At 73.4% G+C, this 16272-nt stretch carries 13 protein-coding genes; all 13 read right to left on the bottom strand.

The genetic code is table 11. The annotated features are described in order from the left end of the window. Positions 1-51 precede the first annotated feature (51 nt). Positions 52-1497, bottom strand: a complete 1446-nt coding sequence (locus HGB44_RS13810) for an NAD(P)/FAD-dependent oxidoreductase (protein ID WP_061082740.1) — start codon at positions 1495-1497, stop codon at positions 52-54. Between the two features lie 196 nt (positions 1498-1693). After that, positions 1694-2173: a MarR family winged helix-turn-helix transcriptional regulator gene (locus tag HGB44_RS13805; RefSeq protein ID WP_061082717.1), complete on the bottom strand. Its 480-nt coding sequence runs from the start codon at positions 2171-2173 to the stop codon at positions 1694-1696. A gap of 246 nt (positions 2174-2419) precedes the next feature. Further along, positions 2420-3646, bottom strand: coding sequence for an aminotransferase family protein (locus HGB44_RS13800; protein ID WP_061082716.1), 1227 nt, complete (start codon positions 3644-3646; stop codon positions 2420-2422). A 534-nt stretch (positions 3647-4180) separates the two neighbouring features. Further along, positions 4181-6667 (bottom strand): phenylalanine--tRNA ligase subunit beta, encoded by a 2487-nt coding sequence (pheT, locus tag HGB44_RS13795; protein ID WP_061082715.1) that lies wholly within the window; start codon positions 6665-6667, stop codon positions 4181-4183. Further along, positions 6667-7785: a phenylalanine--tRNA ligase subunit alpha gene (gene pheS, locus HGB44_RS13790; protein WP_061082714.1), complete on the bottom strand. Its 1119-nt coding sequence runs from the start codon at positions 7783-7785 to the stop codon at positions 6667-6669. Before pheS ends, pheT begins: the two co-directional genes overlap by 1 nt. A 186-nt stretch (positions 7786-7971) precedes the next feature. Then, complete coding sequence (locus tag HGB44_RS13785; protein ID WP_061082713.1) at positions 7972-9111, bottom strand: sensor histidine kinase; 1140 nt, start codon at positions 9109-9111, stop codon at positions 7972-7974. A 536-nt stretch (positions 9112-9647) separates the two neighbouring features. Further along, positions 9648-10499, bottom strand: coding sequence for a TrmH family RNA methyltransferase (locus HGB44_RS13780; protein ID WP_061082712.1), 852 nt, complete (start codon positions 10497-10499; stop codon positions 9648-9650). Positions 10500-10509: 10 nt separating this feature from the next. Further along, positions 10510-10881 (bottom strand): 50S ribosomal protein L20, encoded by a 372-nt coding sequence (gene rplT, locus HGB44_RS13775; protein ID WP_061082711.1) that lies wholly within the window; start codon positions 10879-10881, stop codon positions 10510-10512. A gap of 162 nt (positions 10882-11043) precedes the next feature. Next, positions 11044-11238 (bottom strand): 50S ribosomal protein L35, encoded by a 195-nt coding sequence (gene rpmI / locus HGB44_RS13770; protein WP_013154086.1) that lies wholly within the window; start codon positions 11236-11238, stop codon positions 11044-11046. A gap of 176 nt (positions 11239-11414) precedes the next feature. Continuing rightward, complete coding sequence (gene infC, locus HGB44_RS13765) at positions 11415-11981, bottom strand: translation initiation factor IF-3 (RefSeq protein ID WP_071622443.1); 567 nt, start codon at positions 11979-11981, stop codon at positions 11415-11417. A 418-nt stretch (positions 11982-12399) separates the two neighbouring features. After that, on the bottom strand, positions 12400-13236 hold the full coding sequence (locus HGB44_RS13760; protein WP_210751608.1) for a shikimate dehydrogenase: 837 nt from the start codon (positions 13234-13236) through the stop codon (positions 12400-12402). Positions 13237-13247: 11 nt separating this feature from the next. Beyond that, positions 13248-15752: an endolytic transglycosylase MltG gene (gene mltG / locus HGB44_RS13755; RefSeq protein ID WP_168444016.1), complete on the bottom strand. Its 2505-nt coding sequence runs from the start codon at positions 15750-15752 to the stop codon at positions 13248-13250. Further along, a complete protein-coding gene (gene ruvX, locus HGB44_RS13750) occupies positions 15752-16237 on the bottom strand; it encodes a Holliday junction resolvase RuvX (protein ID WP_061083573.1) in 486 nt (161 codons plus the stop codon). The genes mltG and ruvX overlap by 1 nt, the downstream gene beginning before the upstream one ends. Positions 16238-16272 lie beyond the last annotated feature (35 nt).

Genomic DNA, 16272 nt, shown 5'->3' with positions numbered 1-16272 from the left:
CGCCCCGGCCAGGACGACGTGGGTCTCTCCCAACGCGGGTCCCTCCCGATCTCAGCGGCCCGAGATACGGGTGGCGATCCCGGCCAGGCGCGAGGTGTGCGCCCTGTCCTCGGTCCGCGACTCGCGGCGGTCGGCGCTCCGGTACAGCCCGTGGATGACCTGCGTGCCCACCCAGCGCAGGGGCTCGGGCTCCCAGCCGCGGACGCGGTGGCCCACCCACGGCAGCCGGGTCAGGTCGGTCTCGCGGCGCAGGACCAGGTCGCGCAGTGTGCGCCCGGCCAGGTTGCTGGCGGCCACGCCGCTGCCCGCGTAGCCGCCCGCCCAGCCCAGGCCGGTCTCCGTGTCCAGGTGCACGGTGGGGCGCCAGTCGCGCGGCACGCCCAGCACACCGGACCAGGCGTGCTCGACCGGCACGTCGGCCACGTCGGGGAACATGCGGGTCAGTGCCTGCCACAGTTCGGCGATGGCCTGCGGCTGGGTGGCGCCCTCCCCGTCCCTGGTCCCGCCCTTGGACCCGTCCTGAGCCGGACCGAAGCGGTGCGGGACGCCGCGTCCGCCGATCGCGATGCGGTCGTCGGCCGTGCGCTGGGCGTAGACATGGGAGTGGGCGGTGTCGCCCAGCAGCTCCCGGCCCTCCCAGCCGATCTTCTCCCACAGCTCGGCGGGAACGGGCTCGGTGACGATCATCGAGGAGTTCACCGGCTGCCAGTCGCGGCGCTGGCCGCGCAGGGTGGAGGTGAAGCCCTCGGTGGCGCGCACGACGTGGTCGGCGTAGACCGTGCCGTGCTCGGTGACGACCGCCGGGCGGGCCGCGCCCTGGCGGGGGCGGATCTCCTCCACCGCGGTGCCCTCGAAAAGGGCAACGCCCAGGTCCTCCACCACCCGGGCCAGTCCCGTGACCAGCTTGGCGGGCTGCACGCGGGCGGCGTGCGGCGAGTAGGCGCAGGCGACGGCTCCGGACACCGACAGGCGGGGTTCGCGCTCACCGTCCAGCAGGTGGATGTCGTCGGGCCAGTAGCCCCATTCCTGGAGGTACTCGATGTCCTCGGCCAGGCGCTCGCGCTGGGCGGCGTTGGTGGCCACCAGGCGCATGCCGCCGCGGACGATGTCGGCGTCGACGCCCTCGGCCTCGGCGACCGAGGCCACCTCGGTGACGGTGTCCATCATCGCCCGTTGCAGGGCGACCATCGCGGCCTTGCCGTGTGACTGCGCGTAGCGCTCACGGGAGCCCGCGAACTCCGCCGACAGCCACCCTCCGTTGCGGCCCGAGGCGCCGAACCCGGCGAACTCGCGTTCGACCACCGCCACGCGCAGGTCCGGCTGCTCCTTCTTGAGGTAGTAGGCGGTCCACAGGCCCGTGTACCCGGCTCCGACCACGCAGACGTCGTAGTCGGCGGTGCCGGGCAGGGGAGCGCGGCGCTCGGGGAGCCCGGTCTCGCGGAACCAGAAGGAGACCCCTCCGTTGGCGAAGCGCGAGGACCGTGGAATCGCTCTCATCTGCGCGGCAGTGGTGAACAGTCCCATGATTCCCCCCGAAAAACTGTGCGCTCACGGTCCACCCCGCGGGACCCACGAACTTCCGCCAACCTACACGGGAACGGCGGCCGGTGGGATGTCTTCCCCGCTTTCGGAGCCGGTGACGCACCAGAGGGGCACGGATTCGGCTACCCAGAGTTCCGACCCGAACGCGCCATCAGCAGCAGGAGCTGTCACGGAGCGTACGCGCGATGGCGGCGAGCCGGCGCACCCCGTCCTCGCCGAGGGGGCCCAGGACGTGCTCGCGCAACCGCTCGACGTGCCTGCTGCGCGCCTGGCCGATGAAGTCCAGGCCCCTGTCGGTGAGGACGGCGTAGACGACACGGCGGTCGGAGGCGCAGTTCTCCCGCTCCAGGTAGCCCTCGCGCTCCAGGCGGTCCGCGAGCTTGGTGAACCCGCCCGTGCTCAGGCTGACCTCACGGGCCAGACGACTCATGGGCAGCCGGTGGCCGGGGGTGCGCTGGAGGCGTATGAGCACCTCGAACCACGGCCCGGCCATGTCCCTTCCGTCGGGGGTGATGCCGCCCAGGAGCTTGGGCTGGATGACGCTCATGGCCTCGTGGACCAGCCCCCAGGCGGTGATGAGGTCGTCGTCGCTCGTCGCGCTGCCCGCGGCCTCGGTCGGCTCTGTGGTCATACCCGCTCCCTGTCCCTCCCGGGGCGGACACCGACGCGCATCTCACCCACAAGAAATATCTTCCCAGTAAATTTTACTCGACGCGGGGCGTTTCGCCCAGTGGTTTTGTCGCGAACGCGTCACACCCGGCGCGCGGAGTGGCGCACCGGGCTCGGGAAGGCTGCTGCGGGAACGGGCCGGAGAGGACGGCCGCGGGAGGAGGTTTCCTCCACGGGGCCCCGCCGGGGACGCGGCGGGGCCCCGTGGTCAGTGCCGGGCCGCGACCGCGTCCAGCGCGGCCGACAGGGTGGACACCATGTGGTCGATCTGCTCCCAGGTGATGATGAGCGGCGGCGAGACGAGCAGCGCCGTGGGAACCGGCCGTACGATCACACCGCGGGCCCTCGCCTCGGCGAACACCTCCTGGGTGGTGATCCCCCGTCCGCTCAGAGCCTCCTCGGTGAGCTCCACCGCGCCCATGACGCCCAGGCCCGAGCGGACCTCGGCCACCATCGGGTGGTCGGCCAGACCGCGCAGCGCGCCGTCCAGCTGGCGCTCGATCTCCAGCGACACCGTGAACAGGTCCTCGCGCTCCAGGATGTCCAGGTTGGCCATCGCCGCCGCGCACGCCGTCGGGTGCCCGGCGTAGGTGGTCCCGTGCAGGAACGGGTTGCCCTCGCCGTTGTAGAAGGGGTCGGCCACGCGTCCGCTGACCACGACGCCGCCCAGCGGCAGGTACCCGCTGGAGACGCCCTTGGCGAAGACGATCATGTCCGGGTCGACACCGAAGCGCTCGATGCCGAACCAGTTCCCCAACCGGGCGAAACCGCAGATGACGCTGTCGACGACGAACAGCACGCCGTACTTGTGGCAGATCCGCGACACCTCGGCGAAGTAGCCGTCCTGCGGCAGGAAGACCCCGCCCGCGCCGACCACCGGCTCGGCGAAGAAGGCCGCGACCCGCTCGGGGCCGACCCTGAGGATCTCGGCCTCCAGGGCCTCGGCAGAGTCGTGGGGCACCACGGAGGTGTCCTCGACCAGCCTGCCGTAGCCGCTGCGGAACCGGTCCATGCCCGAGATGCTCGTGCCGAACCCGTGCAGGCCGTGGTAGCCGCCGGTCCGGCTGATCAGGTGGGTGCGCGCGGGCTGACCGGTGACCGCCCAGTACCGCCGCGCCAGCTTGGCGGCCGTGTCGATGGACTCCCCTCCCCCGCAGGTCAGGATCACCCGCGGGTCGGCCACCGGGGCGTGCGAGGCCAGGCGCTCGCACAGTTCCACCGCGGGCCCGTTGGCGAAGTCCCCGTAGACCGTGTAGGCGTCCAGGGTGCTGATCTGGCGGTGGACCGCGTCCGCGATCTCGGTACGGCCGTGGCCGACGTTGCAGTACCAGAGGCTGGCCGTACCGTCCAGGTAGCGGTCACCGGAGCTGTCCCAGAGCCACACGCCCTCAGCGCGGGCCACCATGAACTCCGGACCCCTGACCACCGTGTTCATATCGCAGAAGGTGTGCCAGAGGCGGCTGGGCTCCCGCTGTTGCGTGGGAGCGAGTGCGGACGAGACAACCGTTTCGGTCATATGGCGACCTCCGAGCCGTGTCATGCGCGAGAGCGCAGTGGAAAACTCAGGTTGATCCAGCCTGCACACGGGCGCCCGTTGGTGGCAGGTGCTTGCAGGCTAAGCGTGCGACCCACCTCACAGCAAGAGCCAAAACGAAGATCCATGCCCCGAAACACAAACTTCATGCCGGCTACCCTCGGGGGTCAGCGACAAAACCCTTGCTGGTCTGGAAAAACACGCCGAAAAACAATCTGGAATCCGGCGTCGCCGACGGAGCTTTCACCGACACGCGTGGCGTGGCGTGACGGTGTGCGACCCCCGCGCCACACCCGGCGCGCGGACCCGCGTACACACGAGGGCGGGGCCGGCCACCCCCGTACCCGGGAAGTGACCGGCCCCGCCCCGGCCCAAACACGCGCCCGGGCCGCGCGGGACGGCCCCGCGCTCGGCCGCGCGGAACGGTCCCCTGGCTCAGCCGCGCAGGACGGCCCCCGTGAGCTCGGTCGCCCGGGCGACGGCCGCGTCGCGGGCCGCTCCGGCCTCCTCGGCCGTCAGCGTCCGGTCGGCGGCCCGGAAGCGCAGGGCGAAGGCCACCGACTTGCCGCCCTCACCGACCTGGTCCCCGGTGTAGACGTCGAACAGGCGCACGCTCTCCAGCAGCTCACCGGCGCCCTCGGCCAGCGCGGCGCTGACCTGGCCGACCGGCACCGAGGAGTCCACGACCAGGGCCACGTCCTGCGTGGCCACCGGGTACGTGGAGATCTCCGGCGCGATGACCGGGGTGCGGGCCCGCTCGATCCGGTCGAGTTCGACCTCCACCGCGGCCGTGCGCTCGGGCAGCCCGAACGCCTGGACGGTGCGCGGGTGCAGCTCACCGGCGTGGCCCACCAACAGGCGCTCGCCGTCCACGCGCACGTACAGCGCGGCGCAGCGACCCGGGTGCCACGGAGCGTGCTGGTCGGCCTCGACCTCCAGCTCGACCCCCGCGACGCGGGCGACGTCGCGCGCGGTCTGGATCGCGTCGGCCCAGCCGGCCTCCCGGCCCGGGCCCCACCATCCGGCGCGTTCGGCGTGGCCCGAGATCACCGCGCCCACCCGGCGCGGCTGGTCCGGCAGTGCGGCCTCGATCCGGGCCAGTTCCTCGGCGTCGGGCCCGCGGTCCACCGCCAGCATGGGCGCGCGCGGGGCGCCGGGCCGGGGCCGGTAGACCAGGCCCGTCTCGTACAGGGCCACGTCGGTGAATCCGCGACCCGCGTTGCGGGCCAGCGCCTTGAACAGGCCCGGCAGCAGCGTGGTGCGCAGCAGCGGCTCGCCCTCGTTGAGCGGGTTGGCCAGGCGCAGGGCGACGCGGCGGTCGTCGTCGGCCGCCAGCTGGAGGCCGTCGAGGTCGCGTTCGCCGACGAAGGGGTAGTTCAGCACCTCGTGGAAGCCGGTCCCGGCCAGGGTGCGGCCGACCGCGCGGCGCAGGCGCTGGCTCGCGGTCAGGCCGCGGCCCGAGGCCCGCGGGCGGACCGAGGGGATGTTCTCGTAGCCCTCGAAGCGGATGACCTCCTCGGCGAGGTCGTTGGGGTCGGTGATGTCGGGTCGCCAACTGGGCGGAACGACCCTCAGCAGGTCCCCGTCGGCCTCCACCTCGCAGCCGACGGCGCGCAGCCACCGCCGCGTGGTGCCCTCGGGGTAGTCCACCCCGGCGACGGCGCCCGCGTGGGAGGCCCGCACCGTGACCGGCTCGCGCGCGACGGTGCGGTCCAGGTGGGTGTAGGCGGTCTCGACCGTGGCGCCGCCCAGCTCGGCGAGCAGCTCGACCGCGCGGGTGGCGGCGGCCAGCTGAACGGCAGAGTCCACGCCGCGCTCGAAGCGGCGGGAGGACTCCGAGGACAGCTGGTGGCGCCGCGAGGCGCGGGCGATGTGCATGGCGTCGAAGTGCGCGGCCTCGACCAGCACCTCGGTGCTGGTGAGGGAGATCTCCGTGGTCAGGCCGCCCATGACCCCGGCGATGTTGACCGGGCCGCTGTCGTCGGCGATGACGATGTCGTCGGTGTCCAGGGAGCGCTGGACGTGGTCCAGGGTCTCCAGCTTCTCCCCCGCCCCGGCGGCGCGCACCCGCAGGGGGCCCCGAAGCCGGGCGCGGTCCCAGGCGTGCAGCGGCTGGCCGAGTTCGAGCATCACGTAGTTGGTGACGTCGACGGCCAGGGAGACGGGGCGCACGCCGCACTGGTGCAGGCGGCGCTTCATCCACAGCGGGCTGGGCGCGTCGGGGTCGAACCCGGTGGCGCCGCGCAGGACGTAGCGGTCGCACAGGGCGGGGTCGATCTCGGCGGGGTGGCCCTCGCCGCCGGACTCGGCGACGGCGACGTCGGCCGGGTCGCGAAGGTCCACCCCGTACAGCGCGGCGGCGTCGCGGGCCACGCCGCGCAGGGACAGCGCGTAGCCGCGGTCGGGCGTGACGGCGATGTCCAGGACGTCCTCGCGCAGGCCGAGCGGTCCGATGGCGTCCTCGCCCACCGCGCCGAAGCCCTCGGGCAGGACGACGATGCCGCTGTGGTCCTCCCACAGGCCCAGCTCGCTGGCGGAGCAGATCATGCCCGCCGACATCCGGCCGTAGGTCTTGCGGGCGCCGATCCGGAAGCCCCCGGGCAGTTCGGCGCCGGGCAGGCAGACCACGACGAGGTCGCCCTCGGAGAAGTTGCGGGCGCCGCAGACGATCTCCTGCGGCTCGCCGGTGCCGTTGGCCCCGCCCACGTCGACCCGGCAGTAGCGGATGGGCTTCTTGAACCCGGTGAGCTCCTCGATCTCCAGCACGCGGCCGTACACGATGGGGCCGGTGATGTCGGAGCCGAGCTCGTCGACGGTCTCGACCTCCAGGCCCGCCAGCGTGAGGCGGCCGGCGAGTTCGCGGGCGGTGGTGCCGACCGGAAGGTCGACGTACTCCCGCAGCCAGCTCAGGGGGACGCGCATCAGTTCTCACTCCCGAACGCCGAGGTGAAGCGGATGTCGCCCTCGACCATGTCGTGCATGTCGCGCACCCCGTGCGCGAACATCAGTGTCCGTTCGATTCCCAGGCCGAAGGCCCAGCCCGTGTAGACCTCGGGGTCCACGCCAGCGGCGGTGAGCACGCGGGGGTTGACCACGCCGCAGCCGCCGATCTCGATCCAGCCCTCGCTGGAGCAGGTGCGGCAGGACGCGTCCGGGTTGCCCACGGAGGCGCCCCGGCACACGAAGCACTCCATGTCGACCTCGGCGGAGGGCTCGGTGAAGGGGAAGTAGGAGGCGCGGAAGCGCGTGCGCAGTCCCTCGCCGAACACACCCTCGACGTAGGCGTCGATGGCCCCGCGCAGGTGCGCCAGGGTGACGCCCCGGTCCACGACCAGTCCCTCCAGCTGGTGGAAGACGGGGCTGTGGGTGGCGTCGAGCTCGTCGGTGCGGAAGGTCTTGCCGGGCGCGACCACGTACACCGGCAGCTCCCGCGAGAGCAGGGCGCGGATCTGCACCGGCGAGGTGTGGGTGCGCATGACCAGGCCGGTCTCGCCCCCGTCGGGGCCCTGCACGAAGAAGGTGTCCTGCATCGTGCGGGCGGGGTGGTCGGGCTTGAAGTTGAGGGCGTCGAAGTTGAACCACTCCGCCTCGATCTCGGGGCCCTCGGCGATCTCGAAGCCCATGCCGACGAAGATGTCGGCCACGCGCTCGGCGACGGTGGTCAGCGGGTGGCGGGAGCCGCGCGGGGCCCGGTCCCAGGGCAGGGTGACGTCGACGCGCTCCTCGATGAGGACGCGCTCGTCGCGCTCGGCCTCCAGGACCGCCTGGCGGGCCTTGAGGGCCTGGCCGACGTCGCGGCGGGCGCCGCCCACGCGCTTGCCCGCGTCGGCCTTGGCCGCGGGGGGGAGCGCGCCGATCTCCCGGTTGGCCAGGGCCAGCGGGGAGCGGTCCGAGGCGTGCGCGAGCCGGACCTCCTTGAGTTCGGCGAGGTCGGCGGCGGCCTCGACGGCGGCCAGCGCCTCCTCGCGCATGCGGGCGACCTCGTCGGGGTGCAGGGGGGTCACCTCGACCGGGTCGAAGGAATTGTTCGGTGCAGACATGGTTGGTTGCCTCGCCGCCGACGTCCCCGGCATGGAGGACGGGCGGCAGTCACGGTCCGCGGCGGGGCGGACGAAGCCGACAGGAAGAGCACAGGCGGATTTCGGGCGGGCCCGGCCAAGGACGTGTGTCGCGGGGCCCGGGGCACGCCGTTGCGCCCACCGGGGAGGCTGGAGGGTCTGAGGGCCTCAGACGAACTCGGGTGCCCCGGCGGGCATGGTAAATCGGAACTCCGCGCCGCCGCTGGGGGCGCGTCCGACGGTGATCGTGCCGCCGTGGGCCTCGACGAGGCCCTTGACGATGAACAGTCCGAGGCCGGTTCCGCCCCGGCGCTTGCTGCGCCAGAACTGGCGGAAGACGCGCGGAATGGTCTCGGGCGCTATGCCCTGGCCCTCGTCGCGCACCGACACCGCTGTTCCTCCCTCGCAGGGCTCGATCACGACACTGACAGTACCAGCGCCGTGCCGCACCCCGTTTTCCACGAGGTTCGACAGGATCTGCTCGATCTTGTCGGCGTCGAGCCACATGCGCGGGAGCTCCCCGCGGGTCTCGACCCGGAAGCGCTCCTCCGGTTCCCCGGAGGCGACGCGGCCGGCCACGACCCGGCGCACGGCTTCGGGCAGGTCCACCACCTGGCGGCGCACCTCCAGGCGTCCCGACTCTATGCGGGAGACGTCGAGCAGGTCGTGGATGAGGCGCGTGACACGGTCGGCGTCGGCGTTGACCGTCTCCAGCATGAACAGCTTCTGCTTGTCGGTGAGCCGTTCCCACTTGGCGAGCAGGGTGGAGGTGAAGCCCTTGACGCTGGTCAGGGGTGAGCGCAGTTCGTGGGCAACCTCCGAGACCAGGTCGGCGCGGGAGCGCTCGGCGTGCGCGGAGGCGTCCCGGAGGGTGACGACCAGGCGGACGAGCTCTCCCCCGGGGCGGGCGCGCACGTAGCGCGCGGCGACGAGGACCTCGCGGTCGTCGGGCAGCAGGAGGGCGCGCTCGGCCTGGCGGACGCGGTCGCGCGCGCCGCCGTAGGGGTCGCTGGCCTGCCACCAGTCGTTTCCGTCGATGCCCAGGAGGGGCAGGACGGCGCGGTAGTCGCGACCCAGGGCGGACTCGGCGGGGATGCCCAGGACATGGGCGGCCTGGGTGTTGAAGAGCACGACGCGACCGCGGGAGTCGGCCACGACGACGCCGTCGGGCAGGTCGTCCGCGTGCAGCGGGGTGCCGCCAGGTCCCGCGGGCGAGCCGCCGTCGACCTCCCACAGGGCCGCGGGGACGTGAGCGGTCCCGCTGCCCGAGTCCTCCGCCGGGTGGTCCACCTGCCGGCCGCTGCCCACGCCTCTCCCCGCTCCCCTTGAAGGTCCACGACCACAGGCTCCTGGGCCGAGGACCGCTGACCGGTCGTGTCCGCAACACCCGTGGTCACCACCGCAGGTTGTCTACCCTGCACTTCCACCTGGTACGCCTCGCGACCCGGGAACGGGCGCCCGACGACAGACGAGCGTACAAGCCCCCTACCGGCGGCTCACCGCCCGGGAACGGGGACCGCGGGCCCGAGCGCGCGGCGCGTGCTCACGCGGTGTCGTCAAGCCTGCCGGGTGGGGCAGGAAGGACACAGCGTCGCACCCGTGACACGGGTAGCCCGCCGGGCCCTACGCGTGACGCGCATGGACCCTCCCGGGATCCCTCGGCCCCGACCCTATAGGCAGGCGGTGCCGGTGCACGTGCACTTCGGACGAACGCGGCACCCGGAACCCGCACGGGCGCCGGGGGTCGGACCCGCGCCCGGGAGCCCCGAAAACGCACCCGGACAGTAACCCTCAGTGACTGACCCCGCCGTGAGCTGGGCCGATCCGAATCAGTCCGGACCGGCTCAGGAACGCCGCTGCTGCCGCGCGGTGGTGTAGAGGCAGACCGCGGCCGCGGTGGCCAGATTCAGGCTTTCGGCCCCGCCGTAGATCGGAACGCTGACCGCGCCGTCGGTCAGGGCGACGGTCTCCTCGGGAAGTCCCCAGGCCTCGTTGCCGAACACCCAGCCGACCGGGCCGTCCAGGTCGCCGCTGTCGGCGACGGCGTGCAGGTCGCGCTGGCCGCTGCCGTCCGCGGCCCACACCCGCGCTCCCACGCCGCGCAGGAAGTCGACGGCGCGCGCCACGGGGACGCCCACGACCACGGGCAGGTGGAACAGGCTTCCCGCGGAGGCCCGCACGCACTTGCCGTTGTAGGGGTCGACGGAGGCGTCGGTGAAGATGACGACGTCGGCGCCGGCCGCGTCGGCGGTGCGCAGCACCGTACCCGCGTTGCCCGGGTCGCGGACGTGGGAGAGCACGGCCGCGAGTCGGACGTCGCCGACCTGCTCCAGGGGGACGTCGACGAACTCGCAGACCGCGATGATCCCCTGCGGGGTGACCGTCTGGGCCAGCTCCGACATCACGTCCAGGCTGACCCTGTGGGTGGGCACGTCCACCGCGCGGGCGGCGTCCACCAGGTCGATGTGGCGCTGCATGGCCTCCGCGGTGGCGTAGACCTCGACCACCCCGGGGGCGGTCCCTCCGTGGGGGGACCGCCCCCGGGTACCGTCGACCGCGGCGGCCAGGGCCTCGCGCACTGCCTGCGGGCCCTCGGCGAGGAAGCGCCGCTCGCGTTGGCGGAAGGTGCGCTTGGCGAGCCGCCGAACCCCCTTGATCCTGGGTGAGCGGATGCTCGTGAACTCGTGGCTCGCCATCACCGCTCGCCTAGGCCGCGGCCTCGGTGGGGAGGGCCTTCTTGGCCGTCTCCACCAGGCTGGCGAAGGCGGCCTGGTCGTTGACCGCCAGCTCGGCGAGCATACGGCGGTCGACCTCGATGCCGGCCAGCTTCAGACCCTGCATGAAGCGGTTGTAGGTCAGGCCCTGGGCGCGGGAGGCGGCGTTGATGCGCTGGATCCACAGGCGACGGAACTGCCCCTTGCGGTCCTTGCGGTCCCGGTAGGAGTAGGTCATCGAGTGGAGCATCTGCTCCTTGGCCTTGCGGTACAGGCGCGAGCGCTGCCCGCGGTAGCCGCTTGCCCGGTCGAGGACGACCTTGCGCTTCTTCTTGGCGTTGAGAGCCCGCTTCACGCGTGCCACTGGAACTCCCTAGTTGTCTCTTCCGGCGCGCGCGGCGCGCCGACCGGCCCGGCTGCGTCGAACCCGGCGGCCGTGTTGCTTCGGTGGTTCCCTCCCGGGGGCCGTCACCGCACCGGCCGTGGCCGGCGGATGGGCGCTTCCGCGGAGGGGAGGGGCCCGGGACTACTTGCCGAGCAGCTTGCGCATGTTCTTGGCGTCCGCGGGGGAGAGCACGGCCTCGTTGCCCAGCTTGCGCTTGCGCTTGGAGGTCTTGTGCTCAAGGATGTGGTTCTTGTTGGCACGGCGGCGCATGATCTTGCCGGAGCCGGTGACCTTGAAACGGTCCTTGGCCCCACTGTGGGTCTTGTTCTTCGGCATGTCGCCGTCGTCTCCTACTCCGTCGGAGTGCCACCCGCCCCGAGGGGGCGGACGACACGGTTCTTCCGCTGCTCTGGCGGGGACACCGCGCGCCGAGGCGCCGCATCCGGGCCGTGCGCAGCCCTGCTCACCACCCGGCCCCTGCCGGTGACCGGGCGGTGGAGGACTTCGCGCCGCTAGGCGTCCGTGCTCTGCTCGCGGCGGGTCTTGTCCCCCGCCGCCGCACGGGCCTCGGCCTTGTGCTCGGACCGCCGCTTGTGCGGGCCGATCACCATGACCATGTTGCGACCGTCCTGCTTGGGCTGCGACTCCACGGTGCCGAGGTCCTGGACGTCCTCGGCCAGGCGCGCCAGCAGGCGGCGGCCCAGCTCGGGCCGGGACTGCTCGCGTCCGCGGAACATGATCGTCACCTTGACCTTGTCCCCGCTCTTGAGGAACCGCACCACGTGACCCTTCTTGGTCTCGTAGTCGTGCGGGTCGATCTTCGGGCGGAGCTTGATCTCCTTGATGATCGTGTTCGACTGGTTCTTGCGCGACTCTCGGGCCTTGACCGCGGACTCGTACTTGAACTTGCCGTAGTCCATCAGCTTGGCGACCGGCGGGCGCGCGGTCGGCGCGACCTCGACGAGGTCGAGGTCGGACTCCTGGGCGAGACGCAGGGCGTCCTGCACGGAGACGATGCCGACCTGCTCGCCGTTGGGTCCGACGAGACGGACCTCAGGCACCCGGATACGGTCATTGATGCGGGGCTCTGCGCTGATGAGACCCCTCCCTAGCTATGTCGATTACCTGGGACCGGTCGCCCGCCTGGTGGCGGACGGCCGTGTGGACCGGGCCGCCCTCGTCCGTCGGGCCGCCGATCGCGTCGGGGTCCGCGTACAGCGAAAACCCCGCCAGCGTGTGCAAGCGGGGTGATCCGACCGGATATTCCCAGCGAGGACGGACGCGCGGACCGGGCACCCCGGACACGGGTGCTCGGTCGACAGAACGCGGCACGATCGATCGCCGGGCCGGAACCTACGCGGGCGGTACCCGGCAGGTGGGAGGATCACCTCCGCTTGCGGTTCCGGTGTGAGGCACACCGGACCAAGTCGATACCTCATAGTACCAGTGCCCGAAGCCCGTTCGTCCCACCCTGCCGGACGCCGCCTCCGACCGCGCTCAGGCGGAGGCGGAGCGGCGGGCCAGTTCGGCCTCACCCGCCGCGCGCATGGCCTCCACGGGCACGTCCCGGACACCGGTCATCAGGCGGACCTGTTCGACGGCCTGGTGCAGGAGCATGGGGAAGCCGCCGACCACGCGTCCGCCGCGCGCGGCGACGGCCGCCGCGGCGCGGGTGGGCCAGGGCGAGTAGACGACGTCGAACAGGTCGGCGCGCGAGGCGGCGAGCAGGTCGGCGTGGGCGTCGGCCGCACCCGAGGGCAGGGAGGACACGACCAGGTCCGCGTCCAGGTGCTTGTCCACATCGGCGAGCGGCGCGACCTCCAGCGGGTGGCCCATCCGGCGGGCCGCGGCGGCCACCTGCCCGGCTCGGGCCGTGTCGCGGGCCAGCACGGTGACCGGGGCGGTCAGGCCGAGCAGGCGCAGGGCGGCCAGCGCGGAGGCCGCCGTGGCCCCGGCGCCCAGGACGACCGCGCTGCGCGGAGCGCCGGTTCCGGCCTCGGTCAGGGCCGCGGCGATCCCGGCGACGTCGGTGTTGGAGGCGTGCCACCCCCGCGCCCCCCTGACCAGGGTGTTGGCCCCGCCCACCTGGAGGGCCAGGTCGTCGACCGTGTCGGCCAGCTCCAGGGCGCGGCGCTTGAGCGGCATGGTCAGGGACAGCCCTGCCCACTCCCCGCCGAGCCCGGAGAGGAAGGGTGCGAGCTCCTCCTCCCCGCATTCGTGCAGGCCGTAGGACCACTCGTCCAGGCCCATCGCCGCGTAGGCGGCGGTGTGCAGGACCGGTGAGAGCGAGTGGGCCACCGGCGAGCCCAGGACGGCGGCGCGCACCGGTCCCATGTCAGCTCTCCCTACCATTCGGCCTGGTTCTCGGCCACCATCTGGTTGTGCTCCTCCAGGGTGGTGGAGAAGCCGGTCTCACCGTTCTCGGGGTCGACGAGCGCGAAGTAGAGGTAGCCCTCGTCGGCCGGCTCCAGCGCCGCCTCGATGGCGTCCACTCCGGGGGCCACGAACGGCCCGACGGGCAGTCCGGTCATGCCGTAGGTGCTGTAGCCGCGCGGGTCGGCCTCGCAGGAGGCGCGCTGCTCGTCGTTGAGGAAGGTGCCCTCCTCGCCCAGGACGTAGAAGCACGTGCTGTCCATCTGGAGCTGCATGCCCTCCTCCAGGCGGTTGTGCACGACCGCGGAGATGAGGGGCATGTCCTCCTTGGTGCCGGTCTCGGCCTGGACGATGGCCGCGATCGCCATGATCTCGTTGGCGTCGTAGCCCAGTGCCTCGGCCCTGATCTCCAGGTCGAGCTCCTCGGCGACCTGGGTGTGCTGGGTGACCATCGTCCTGAGCACCGAGAGCGCCTCGGTCCCCGGGTCGAACCGGTAGGTGGACGGGAACAGGTAGCCCTCGGGCCCCTCGGTGGCGTAGTCGGGCAGGCCCAGCTCGTCGGTCTGGGCGTAGGCCTCGTCCAGCTCCTCCACGGTCAGGTCGGTGGCCTCGGAGATCCTCTCGAAGATCCCGTCCGTGCGCAGCCCCTCGGGAATGGTGACGCGACCGCCGACACGGCTGGCCGGGTCGAGCAGGGCGGCCACGGCGGCCTCGCCGCTCATCCCCTGGGCCAGGGAGTAGGTTCCGGGGGCCAACCCGGAGCCGAGCTCCTCCTCGGGGACGGCGCCCAGAGCGTTGAGGAACGCGCGGGAGCTGGCCACGACCCCGGCCTCCGCGAGGTTGTCGGCCACGATCGAACCCGCGTCGCCCTCCTCGATGACGAACACGGTCTCGCCGCTGCCCTGGCCGTCGAAGTCGGCGGGCAGGACGTAGGTGCGGATGACGGCGTAGCCGCCGCCCACCACCACCAGGAGCAGGACGAGGACCAGCACGATCGTCAGGGCCCTGCTCCTGCGGCGGCGCTTCCTGCCGCCCTTGCCCGCGTTGGCGCGGGCCCTCTTGAGCTCCTTGGCCTTCCGGCGGCTGCTGCGGCCGCCGCCGTAGGCCTCGGCGATGTCGGCGAGGTTGGGCTCCTCGTACTCGTCCTCCTCGGGCTCCTCCTCCGGTTCCTCACGGCGGCCGCGCCTGCGGCGGCCGCCGCGCCGGCCGCCGCCGTCGTCGGCCGCGGGCGCGCGGCGGGAGCGGCGGGGACGGGGCTCGGCCTCCTCCTCGGGCTCCTCCTCGGCGAAGGACTCGTCGGGCTCCTCCTCAGGGGCCTCGTCCTCCTGCGGGACCTCCTCCACGGGGGCGCCGCGCCTGCGGCGTCCGCCGCGGCGGCGGCCTCCACGGTCCTCCTCCGCCTGCCTGCGGCGGGAACGGCGCGAACGCGGCTCGGGCTCCTCCTCCGGTTCCCCGTCGAAGTCCTGGGCCTCGAACGCGCCGGAGTCGGGCTCCGGAGCCGGGGTGAAGGCGTCGGTACCGGGAAAGGCACCGCTGTCGGCGGGGGCGTCGGAGCGCTCGTCCCACGGGTCGCGGTCGGCGCGCGCGCGGCGGCTGCGACGGGCCGGGGGCTCCTCGACCGCGGCGAAGGCGCCGGTGTCGGCGGAGCCGCTGACGCCGGGGAAGGTCCCGGAGTCGAAGACCCCGCTGTCCTCGGGGGCGTCGTCCAGGAAGCCGCCGGTGGGCTCGTCGTCGCGCCTGCCGCGCCTGCGGCGGGCGCGACGGCCGCGGGGCTCCTCCTCGGGGGGCGGGGCCGCGGCGGCCGGGGCCTCGTCGGCCGGGGCGCCGCGCCTGCGGCGTCCTCCACCGCGGCGGGGCTCCTCGGGCTGGGGCTCGGGCGGGGGTTCGGGTTCGTGCTCGGGGCGGGCGCGGCGGCCGCGCCGGGTCGGCTCCTCCTCCGCGGCGGGCGCGGCCGGAGCGCTCTGCGCGGGCCGGGCGGGCGCGGCGGACTCGCCCAGGTTGGCCAGGGCGGCCAGGGCGTCCTGGGTCGGGTCGCCCGCCGGGCCGGTCTGCCGGGAGCGCGCGGGGCCCTGGGAGCGGGGCGGCGCGGGCTCCTGGGGCCGGGGAGCCTCCTGGTCCTGGCGTCGGGGGGCGCTGGAGCGGGCGGCGCGTCCACCGCGCAGGGCGTCGGCGGCGCCTCCGCGCCGGGCGGGGCCCGAGGGGCCCTCCGCGGGCGGCTCGGCGCGGTGCCGGCGCCCGGAGCGCTGTCCTTCCGGGCTCAGCGGGTCGTATCCGCCGCCGCGGGGCCCGTACCGGGGCGTGCGGAACTCACCCGTGCCGGACTCCTCGTTCCAGTCCGCCGGTTCGGGGCGCGCCCTGCGGCCGCGCGGGGGCGGCTGCGCGGACGGGGGGTCGCTGAGCGGGTCGTAGTCGTAACCGCGCTCGCGGTCGGCTCGCCCACGATAGGGAGTGTCGGGGTAGTCGTCCCTGTCGTTCATCATTCTCCCTGGCTGGAGCGGACGATCTCGCCCGGGGGATGGCCTGTTGACCGTTCCTGGTCCAAGGCGCTCTGGAGGAGCACGGTGGCGGCGGCCTGGTCGATGACCGACCTGCGGGCCCGGCCGCCCTTGGCGCCCTTGGCGGCGAAGGAGGCGCCGGAGAGCAGCTGGCCCTGGGCGGTCACCGTGGTGAGGCGCTCGTCGACCAGGCGGACGGGGACGGGGTGCAGGAGAGCGGCGAGCGTGCGCGCGAACTCCCTCGCGGAGCGGGCCGCCGGGCCCTCCTCCCCCGACAGTGAGGCAGGGTAGCCCACCACGACCTCCCGTGCCTCCCGTTCCAGGACCAGCAGGGCGATGCGCTGGGTGTCGCCCCTTCCGCGCCGGATGGTCTCGACCGGGCTGGCGAGCGTACCGCTGGGGTCGCTCGCGGCGACTCCGATACGGGCGTTGCCGGGGTCGACGGCCAGGCGCACACCGTGCCTCACGAGGACCTCTCCCCAGAACCGGGAGCGGTGCTCGG

Source organism: Nocardiopsis alborubida, assembly GCF_012396365.1.
GTDB lineage: Bacteria > Actinomycetota > Actinomycetes > Streptosporangiales > Streptosporangiaceae > Nocardiopsis > Nocardiopsis alborubida.
This window is presented reverse-complemented; position numbering and strand designations above follow the sequence as displayed.

Bases quoted from the DNA above. Each gene is read 5' to 3' on its own strand.
- pheS (WP_061082714.1), bottom strand. From the start codon at position 7,785: ATGTCTGCACCGAACAATTCCTTCGACCCGGTCGAGGTGACCCCCCTG.
- rpmI (WP_013154086.1), bottom strand. From the start codon at position 11,238: ATGCCGAAGAACAAGACCCACAGTGGGGCCAAGGACCGTTTCAAGGTC.
- HGB44_RS13800 (WP_061082716.1), bottom strand. From the start codon at position 3,646: ATGAACACGGTGGTCAGGGGTCCGGAGTTCATGGTGGCCCGCGCTGAG.
- HGB44_RS13760 (WP_210751608.1), bottom strand. From the start codon at position 13,236: ATGGGACCGGTGCGCGCCGCCGTCCTGGGCTCGCCGGTGGCCCACTCG.
- HGB44_RS13810 (WP_061082740.1), bottom strand. From the start codon at position 1,497: ATGAGAGCGATTCCACGGTCCTCGCGCTTCGCCAACGGAGGGGTCTCC.
- HGB44_RS13805 (WP_061082717.1), bottom strand. From the start codon at position 2,173: ATGACCACAGAGCCGACCGAGGCCGCGGGCAGCGCGACGAGCGACGAC.
- HGB44_RS13780 (WP_061082712.1), bottom strand. From the start codon at position 10,499: ATGGCGAGCCACGAGTTCACGAGCATCCGCTCACCCAGGATCAAGGGG.
- pheT (WP_061082715.1), bottom strand. From the start codon at position 6,667: ATGCGCGTCCCCCTGAGCTGGCTGCGGGAGTACGTCGACCTTCCGGTC.
- mltG (WP_168444016.1), bottom strand. From the start codon at position 15,752: ATGAACGACAGGGACGACTACCCCGACACTCCCTATCGTGGGCGAGCC.